At 71.7% G+C, this 7037-nt stretch carries 9 protein-coding genes and 2 pseudogenes; 4 read left to right on the top strand and 7 right to left on the bottom strand.

Annotation, left to right across the window (positions count from 1 at the left end):
- Positions 1–322 (bottom strand): annotated as a pseudogene (locus MFF54_RS19240) (hypothetical protein); the annotation flags it as partial.
- A gap of 286 nt (positions 323–608) precedes the next feature.
- On the opposite strand from MFF54_RS19240, the gene MFF54_RS19235 reads away from it, so the two are divergent.
- Both MFF54_RS19235 and MFF54_RS19230 read left to right on the top strand, forming a co-directional pair.
- The gene (locus tag MFF54_RS19235) at positions 609–2378 is read left to right on the top strand and encodes an N-acetylglutaminylglutamine amidotransferase (protein ID WP_238304428.1); all 1770 of its coding nucleotides are present in this window, start codon (positions 609–611) and stop codon (positions 2376–2378) included.
- A gap of 124 nt (positions 2379–2502) precedes the next feature.
- Positions 2503–3342: a class II glutamine amidotransferase gene (locus MFF54_RS19230; protein WP_238304427.1), complete on the top strand. Its 840-nt coding sequence runs from the start codon at positions 2503–2505 to the stop codon at positions 3340–3342.
- 16 nt (positions 3343–3358) lie between these two features.
- Here the strand turns inward: MFF54_RS19230 and ftrA are convergent, their stop codons facing one another.
- A complete protein-coding gene (ftrA, locus tag MFF54_RS19225; RefSeq protein ID WP_238304426.1) occupies positions 3359–4327 on the bottom strand; it encodes a transcriptional regulator FtrA in 969 nt (322 codons plus the stop codon).
- Between the two features lie 88 nt (positions 4328–4415).
- Between ftrA and MFF54_RS19220 the strand changes: the two genes are divergently transcribed.
- The gene (locus MFF54_RS19220; RefSeq protein WP_238304425.1) at positions 4416–4829 is read left to right on the top strand and encodes a rhodanese-like domain-containing protein; all 414 of its coding nucleotides are present in this window, start codon (positions 4416–4418) and stop codon (positions 4827–4829) included.
- A 9-nt stretch (positions 4830–4838) separates the two neighbouring features.
- Here the strand turns inward: MFF54_RS19220 and MFF54_RS19215 are convergent, their stop codons facing one another.
- The 3 genes from MFF54_RS19215 to MFF54_RS19205 all read right to left on the bottom strand — a co-directional run bounded on the left by MFF54_RS19215 (position 4839) and on the right by MFF54_RS19205 (position 5764).
- On the bottom strand, positions 4839–5057 hold the full coding sequence (locus MFF54_RS19215) for a DUF6894 family protein (protein ID WP_238304424.1): 219 nt from the start codon (positions 5055–5057) through the stop codon (positions 4839–4841).
- A 76-nt stretch (positions 5058–5133) separates the two neighbouring features.
- Positions 5134–5328, bottom strand: coding sequence for a hypothetical protein (locus tag MFF54_RS19210; RefSeq protein WP_238304423.1), 195 nt, complete (start codon positions 5326–5328; stop codon positions 5134–5136).
- A 250-nt stretch (positions 5329–5578) separates the two neighbouring features.
- Positions 5579–5764 (bottom strand): hypothetical protein, encoded by a 186-nt coding sequence (locus MFF54_RS19205; RefSeq protein ID WP_238304422.1) that lies wholly within the window; start codon positions 5762–5764, stop codon positions 5579–5581.
- Between the two features lie 252 nt (positions 5765–6016).
- On the opposite strand from MFF54_RS19205, the gene MFF54_RS19200 reads away from it, so the two are divergent.
- Positions 6017–6295, top strand: coding sequence for a hypothetical protein (locus tag MFF54_RS19200; RefSeq protein ID WP_238304421.1), 279 nt, complete (start codon positions 6017–6019; stop codon positions 6293–6295).
- Positions 6296–6319: 24 nt separating this feature from the next.
- Here the strand turns inward: MFF54_RS19200 and MFF54_RS19195 are convergent, their stop codons facing one another.
- On the bottom strand, positions 6320–6757 hold the full coding sequence (locus MFF54_RS19195) for an RNA polymerase sigma factor region1.1 domain-containing protein (RefSeq protein WP_238304420.1): 438 nt from the start codon (positions 6755–6757) through the stop codon (positions 6320–6322).
- 87 nt (positions 6758–6844) lie between these two features.
- A pseudogene (locus MFF54_RS19190) lies at positions 6845–7037 on the bottom strand (alpha/beta hydrolase); the annotation flags it as partial.

Genomic DNA, 7037 nt, shown 5'->3' with positions numbered 1-7037 from the left:
GGCGCCCGTCGGCGAGCGCGGCCACAACGGCATCGCGCACCGCTCCGCCGCGGTGGGCCAGCGCGGCCAGCACCGCCTCCGGCGTGCCAGGAAAACCCGCGAGCTTCTCGGCGACGATGAGCGCCGTCTCCTCGTCGACCGTCGGGATCAGCCCGCAGGCCAGGGCCTCGAAGGATTCCCGCTCCGCCCGGTCCCGCCGCTCCGCCTGCACGAACAGGTCCGTCTGAACCCGCAGCACCACGGGCTTCAGATCGAGATGCGCGACGCGCGACAATTCGATGAGCCCGGACAGGTCCGGCGCATTCTCGACGGATGGGGGCATGGCACTTCGGGTACGCAACTTGGGTAACCGCAGGCTAACGAGACCGGCGTGAATCGACCTTTAAGCGCCGCCTCGCCGGGCGGTGCCGACCTGCGCCAGAGCGGGATTCATCCCCACGGATCCCCGCTATCCAGAGGCGGACGGCCCATTTGGTGCATTGGTCGGTCACGGATTGGAAAGGTCGGGGCCGCGCGCGGGTGCGCCGCCGACCGCGCGGAGCTGGAACGGCTCGGGCGCGGCTCGGTTGTGCCGCCTGGGGGTTCCCAAAGAAAGGCGTTCGGCTGCCATGTGCGGAATCTGCGGCGAGATCAGTTTCGGAGGTGCGGCGGATCCCGCCGCAATCCGCGCGATGATGGGCGTGCTGAGCCCGCGCGGGCCCGATGCCAGCGGGCTGGTCTCGCAGGGGCCGGTCGCCTTCGGCCATTGCCGCCTGAAGATCATCGACCTGTCGGAGGCCGGCCAGCAGCCGATGGTCGATCCGGAACTCGGCCTCGCGGTCGTGTTCAACGGCTGCATCTACAATTACCCGGCGCTCCGCGAGGAACTGACGGCGAAGGGCTACCGCTTCTTCTCGACGAGCGACACGGAGGTGCTGCTCAAGGCCTACCACGCCTGGGGGCCGGACTGCGTCGAGCGCCTGCTCGGCATGTTCGCCTTCGCGGTGCTGGAGCGCGACAGCGGACGCGTGGTCTTCGGCCGCGACCGGCTCGGGATCAAGCCGCTCTACTTCGCGGAGACGAAGGGGCGACTGCGCTTCGCCTCCTCCCTGCCGGCGCTGCTGGCGGCGGGTGACGTCGACACCGCGATCGATCCGGTCGGCCTGCACAATTACATGAGCCTGCACGCGGTGGTGCCGGCGCCTCGCACCATCCTGAAGGGCGTGACGAAGCTGCCGCCCGCGACCCTTCTGACCGTGGAGCCGGACGGTAGCCGTCGTCAGAGCACCTACTGGTACCTGGAGGTCGGCCCGCGCGCCGAGGATGCCGGCGTCGGCGAGGCCGAGTGGCGCGAGCGGGTGCTCGACATGCTGGCGCTCGCCGTCGAGCGGCGCCGGATCGCCGACGTGCCGACCGGCGTGCTGCTCTCGGGCGGCCTCGACAGCTCGCTCCTCGTGGCGCTGCTCGCCCGCAAGGGGCAGACGGGTCTCAAGACCTTCGCGGTCGGCTTCGACGCGGTGAACGGCGTCGAGGGCGACGAGTTCAAGTACTCGGATCTCGTCGCCCGGGAGTTCGAGACCGATCACCTGAAGATCGCGGTGGATCCGGCCCGCACCCTCGACATGCTGCCCGCCACGATCGCCGCGATGTCCGAGCCGCAGATGAGCCACGACGCCGTGGCCTTCCGCCTGCTCTCCGAGGAGGTCGCCAAGCACGTGAAGGTGGTGCAGAGCGGCCAGGGCGCCGACGAGATCTTCGGCGGCTACCACTGGTACCCGAAGATGGCGGGCTCGACCGATCCGGCCGCCGACTACGCCCGGGTCTATTTCGACCGCGACCACGCCGAGATGCGCGAGACCCTGGCGCCGGACTATCTCGGCGCCGACCACAGCGGCGACTTCGTGCGCGACTACTACGCCCGCGTCGCCGGGAAGGACCCGGTCGACGCGACCCTCCAGCTCGACACGCAGATCATGCTGGTGGACGATCCCGTCAAGCGCGTCGACAACATGACGATGGCCTGCGGGCTGGAGGCGCGGGTGCCCTTCCTCGACCACGAACTGGTCGAACTCGCCGCCCGCGTGCCGGCCGCCCTGAAGGTGCGGGACGGCGGCAAGTACATCCTCAAGGAGGCGGCCCGCACGGTGCTCCCGGCCGAGGTGATCGACCGGCCCAAGGGTTACTTCCCGGTGCCCGCCCTCAAGCACATCCGCGGCCCCTACATGGACTTCGTGCGCGACGTGCTGGACCGGCCACAAGCCCGTGAGCGGGGCCTGTTCAACCGCGCCTACATCGACCATCTCCTGGCGGACCCGGACGGCACCCTGACGCCGAAGGGCAATTCCAAGCTCTGGCAGGTCGCGCTGCTGGAATCCTGGCTGCAGACCCACGGGAACTAGGCCGCGCCTCTGGACCCGGTCGCGCCCGCCCGCTCAAGGTGACGCGGATTCTCCACGATCCTGGCCGATGGGGACCCGCGCCCGGGACCGGGCCTGCCACGCTGACGAGGGAGTGGGGACGCGCATGTGCCGCTGGATCGCCTATCGGGGACGCACGATCCCGCTCGAGCGCTACGTCACCGAGCCGGGTCACTCGCTCGTCTCGCAGAGCATCCAGGCGCTCGAATCCACCGCCAGCACCAACGGCGACGGGTTCGGGCTGGGCTGGTACGGCGATCATCCCGAGCCCGGCCTCTACCGCGAGGTCCAGCCCGCGTGGTCGGACGAGAACCTGCGCTACCTCTGCCGGCACCTGCGCTCGCACCTGTTCTTCGCCCATGTGCGGGCGGCCACCGGCACGCCGATCACCCGGCCGAACTGCCACCCCTTCGCCTGCGGCACGTGGCTGTTCATGCACAACGGCTATATCGGCGACTGGACGCGCCTGCGCCGGCCGATCGAGGCTCTGATCCCCGATCCGCTCTATCCCTCGCGCAGCGGCACGACGGATTCCGAGGCGGTGTTCCTGGCGATCGCCGGCGCGGGGCTCGTCGGCCCGGATGCGGGCCGCGACCCGATCGAGGCGACCGCCGCGACGCTCGCCACCCTCACGGAGATCGTCGGCGGCCCGGTGGGCGGCCACCCGTTCCGCTTCACCGCGGCGCTTGCCAACGGGCGCGACCTCTACGCCTTCCGCTACGCGGTCAACGACGCGGCCAACAGCCTCTACTACCGCGAGTCGGAGGACGGCGTTCTGGTGGTCTCCGAGCCCCTCGACCGCGAGCACCGCAACTGGATCGCGGTGCCCGACAACAGCGTGGTGGTGGCCCGGCACGACCGGCCGGCGGAGATCGTCTCGCTGAGGGCGTACGGGCTGGCTCCCAGCGCGCCGCTGCCGCGGATGCAGGTGCGGCTCAGCGCCTGAGGACGCGCTCCGCCCGTCAGGCGGGGAGCTGTCCCGCCCGGTAGCGCGCCGGGCTCGTGCCGAGGCGGGTTCGGAAATGGTGGCGCAGGGTCGCCGCGCTGCCGAAGCCGCAGGCGGCGGCGATGTCGTCGATCGGCCGGGCGCCGGTCTCCAGCAGGAAGCGGGCGCTCGCCAGCCGCTCCGCCAGAAGCCACGCGGCCGGGGTCGTGCCGGTCGCGGCGCGAAAGCGGCGCAGGAAGGTGCGCGGGCTCATCCCGGCCTCGGCCGCGAGCGTGGCCAGGGTGTGCGGCCGGTCGAGCCGGGTCCGGACCCGGTCGAGGAGCGGCGAGAGCCGGGCGCCCTCCCGCGCGGTCGGCACCGGCCGCGCGACGCGCTGCTTCTGGCTCCCCTCCCGGTGAGGGGGCACCACGAGCCGGTGCGCGACCCTGTTCGCGGCCTCCGGCCCGAAATCCCGCCGCACGAGGTGCAGGCAGAGGTCGATGCCGGCCGCGCTTCCGGCCGCCGTGAGGACCGTGCCCTCGTCCACGTAGAGCACGTCCGGCACCAGCACGGCGTCGGGGGCGGCCTGCGCCAGGGCGTCGAAGTAGCGCCAGTGCGTGGTGGCGCGTCGGCCTGAGAGGAGGCCCGCCGCGGCGAGCACGAAGGCGCCCGAGCAAAGCGAGATCACCCGGGCGCCCCGGCCGGCCGCTGCCCGCAGTGCCGCGCACAAGGCCTCCGGCACCGGCGCGTCCGCCCCGCGCCAGCCCGGCACCACGACGGTGCCGGCCTCGGCCACGAGATCGAGCCCGCCATCGACGGCGATGCGGATGCCGCCGGTCGCCCGCAAGGGGCCGGCTTCGACGCCCGCAACAGTGAAGCGGTACCAGTCCGGCCCCATCTCGGGCCGCTCCAGCCCGAAGACCTCGACCGCGATCCCGAACTCGAAGGTGCAGAGCCCGTCATAGGCGAGGGCGACGACGCGTCGGTCGGGGAGGGCGATTGGCATGATCTTGACGCGGATCGGCGGCCGGACCGCTCACGCTCCGTCATCCCACGCCGCATCCTGGCCCGGCAACCCGCACAGGAGACACCCCATGGGAAGCCGGACCGAAAGCCGCGTCACCGAGACCCCGTCCGTTCCCGCCACCGAGGCCGAGGCGCATTTCGCCCGCCGCCTCGCGCTGGAGACCGATTGCGACGACGTCCACGCCGCCCTCGAAAGCGGTGCGCCCGACTTCGTGCTCCTCGACACCCGCGGCCCGGCCGCCTTCGCGCGGGCGCACGTTCCGGGCGCGCAGAACCTGCCGCACCGGGAGATCACGCCCGAGCGGATGGCGGCCTGGGCGCCCGACACGCTGTTCGTGGTCTACTGCGCCGGCCCGCACTGCAACGCGGCCGACAAGGCGGCCCTGCGGCTCGCCCGCTGCGGTCGCCCGGTGAAGCTGATGATCGGCGGCGTCACCGGCTGGCAGGACGAAGGATTCGCCCTCGCGAGCTGGCCGACCTGATCCGCCGGCTCAGGACACCGCGATGCGCCGGAGCGGCCGGCCCCGCGCGTCGCGGATCACGATCTCCCAGGGCCCGTGGGCCCCGGTGAGGCGGCCGGCCATGCGGATCTCGCGGAGCACCGCCTGCGCGTGGGCCGTGGCGGCGTCGAGGTCGGGCGTCTCCAGGCCGCCCTCGTCGGGGACGGTCTCGTCCCCGTCGATCAGGTCGAGGTAGAAGCGGGGCGCCACGGTTTGCGGATCCGGCCTGCTTTCAGATCCCGGTGAGGATAGGGTGACGCGACGGCCCGGACAAAGCCCGCGGGGCTCAGCTCTCCTCGCGGCGGATCCGCAGGCGGGCCGGCGGGGCACCCGGCGGCTCTTGGTGTGCTTCCGGATGGTGCAGCGGCCACTCCCTCGGCGGGCGCGCAGGCCGGGGTGCGGCGGGACCGGTGCGCGTGTCGGGCTGGATGCCCAGGCTGATCGAGACCAGCCGACCGGTACGCGGGTCGAGGACCACCATCGCGGCCTCCTTACTCGTTACCCCCGCAGTCAAGACATACGCCGAATCTGGCCAAAACTTGGCCTCGCCAGGATAAGTCCCAAAATTCACAGCGCTCGACTGGCGAAATGCGACCCTTTCGCGGCGTGGTGCCACGAAGATTCCGTCGGCTCGGCTGGTTCATGCTCTCGCCGTCCTCAGTCCGCGCTCGTATGCGGCGCCCCGGCATGACGGAGCGGGGACGGCATCGAAGCGACCGACCGAAACGGCCTCAGTGGCGATCCGCTCCCCGGGCGCGCTCGCGCTCCTGGCGCCGAAGGACCAGGATCAGGTCGATGTGCCGGGCGGGCAGTGGCTCGGCGGCGACCTCGCTGTAGCGGGTGCGAAAGCTCGCGGCGAAGCCGGCGCAAGCACCCTGGCGGCGGGCTCCCTCGAGCGGCTGGACGGTCCGGTGCATCGATGTTCCCTCTCCGTTCTGAAGGCAACATCGCGCCGAGGTGGTTAACGGCAGGTTAAATGTTCCGCTTGAGTTCGCGTTATCAACCTTGGCCGTTCTGCGGGCGCGCCGCCTCCCGACCGGCCGAGCGGTCGTTGCCGAAGGGTCACACCGTGGACGAATGATGTCGTCGGCCCCCGATCAGCCACACTGCGCCCACACTGGCCTGTAAAAGAGCGGAGCAGATCGCAGCAGAGTTCAAGAGGTCCGGCGATGAGCAAGCGTGAACAAGCGTCGACGGCGCCGGTCGTCCCGTTTCCGGCCCAGCTCGCAACTGTCGAGGCGGACGAGAACATCGCCTCGATGATCGACGTGCTCCAAGAACAGCTGAAGCTCGCCCGCGAGGGCAAGCTCCGCTCGGTCGCGGTGGTCTCGGTCTCCTCGGACGGCCAGGCGGTCGGGACGCAGTGGTCCTGCCAGCGCAGCGACATCACCAGCCTGATCGGCAAGCTGACCGTGCTGACGCACGACCTGATGGCGTCGCGGAAGTAGGGGCAGCGACGCTCCGGCCGACCCTCAGCGCCGGACGAGCAGCAGAACGACCGCGATCACCAGAACGGTGAGCGCGCCGGCCGCGATCACCGCACGGGTGACCGTATTCCGGCCGCCCGACCAGGAAGCACCGGACCGGGGCGCCGCCGATGAGGTCGATGCGGACGGATCCGCCGCCCGAACGGTCGGGGCGGGGGAGGCCGCGACGGCCGGCGCAGTCGGGAGCGGCGGCAACTCGGCGACGGGCCGGACCGGGGACGGGCGCCCTGCGGTCTCCAGCGGCCCCTCGAATTCCACCTCGACGCCGGACTCTTCCAGTTCCAGCACCACGAGCGCGATATCCTCGGCCGTCATGGTCGCAGTGGGCAGGTGGGCGCGCAACTCGTCGGACGAGATCCGACCTGTCGCTCGCCCGAGAGCGATCAGGCGATCGAGGATCCGGCGCTCGATGACCGCGCTCATCTCCGGGCCTCCCTGAGTCGAGGGCGGCCCGGAGGCGGGCCGCTCCGCTGGAAAACCTCCGGCGCGGCCGTTCGTTCGCTTCCCGCCCTAGGCCGCCGCCGGGACGGATCCCCGCGCCAGCCAAGCCTGTACCAGGGTGACGTCCGCCTGGGACAGACCGTGCCCGGCCGGGAGCCGGCGGTGCTCGACCGCTGCGCCGGACCGGGCGAGCAGGTCGGCGAGCCCCGCCGCGCTCGCCTCGGGCGCTCTCGACCCGATCGTGCCCGAGGCGAGCGCGGCG

Source organism: Methylobacterium gregans (genome assembly GCF_022179245.1).
In the GTDB taxonomy this organism is placed as follows: domain Bacteria; phylum Pseudomonadota; class Alphaproteobacteria; order Rhizobiales; family Beijerinckiaceae; genus Methylobacterium; species Methylobacterium gregans.
Note: the sequence above shows the minus strand (reverse complement) of the source record. Positions and strands in the feature narration are given on the sequence as shown.

Coding starts and splice junctions, on each gene's coding strand:
- ftrA (WP_238304426.1), bottom strand. CDS start 4,327: ATGCCAATCGCCCTCCCCGACCGACGCGTCGTCGCCCTCGCCTATGAC.
- MFF54_RS19200 (WP_238304421.1), top strand. CDS start 6,017: ATGAGCAAGCGTGAACAAGCGTCGACGGCGCCGGTCGTCCCGTTTCCG.
- MFF54_RS19205 (WP_238304422.1), bottom strand. CDS start 5,764: ATGCACCGGACCGTCCAGCCGCTCGAGGGAGCCCGCCGCCAGGGTGCT.
- MFF54_RS19220 (WP_238304425.1), top strand. CDS start 4,416: ATGGGAAGCCGGACCGAAAGCCGCGTCACCGAGACCCCGTCCGTTCCC.
- MFF54_RS19235 (WP_238304428.1), top strand. CDS start 609: ATGTGCGGAATCTGCGGCGAGATCAGTTTCGGAGGTGCGGCGGATCCC.
- MFF54_RS19210 (WP_238304423.1), bottom strand. CDS start 5,328: ATGGTGGTCCTCGACCCGCGTACCGGTCGGCTGGTCTCGATCAGCCTG.
- MFF54_RS19195 (WP_238304420.1), bottom strand. CDS start 6,757: ATGAGCGCGGTCATCGAGCGCCGGATCCTCGATCGCCTGATCGCTCTC.
- MFF54_RS19230 (WP_238304427.1), top strand. CDS start 2,503: ATGTGCCGCTGGATCGCCTATCGGGGACGCACGATCCCGCTCGAGCGC.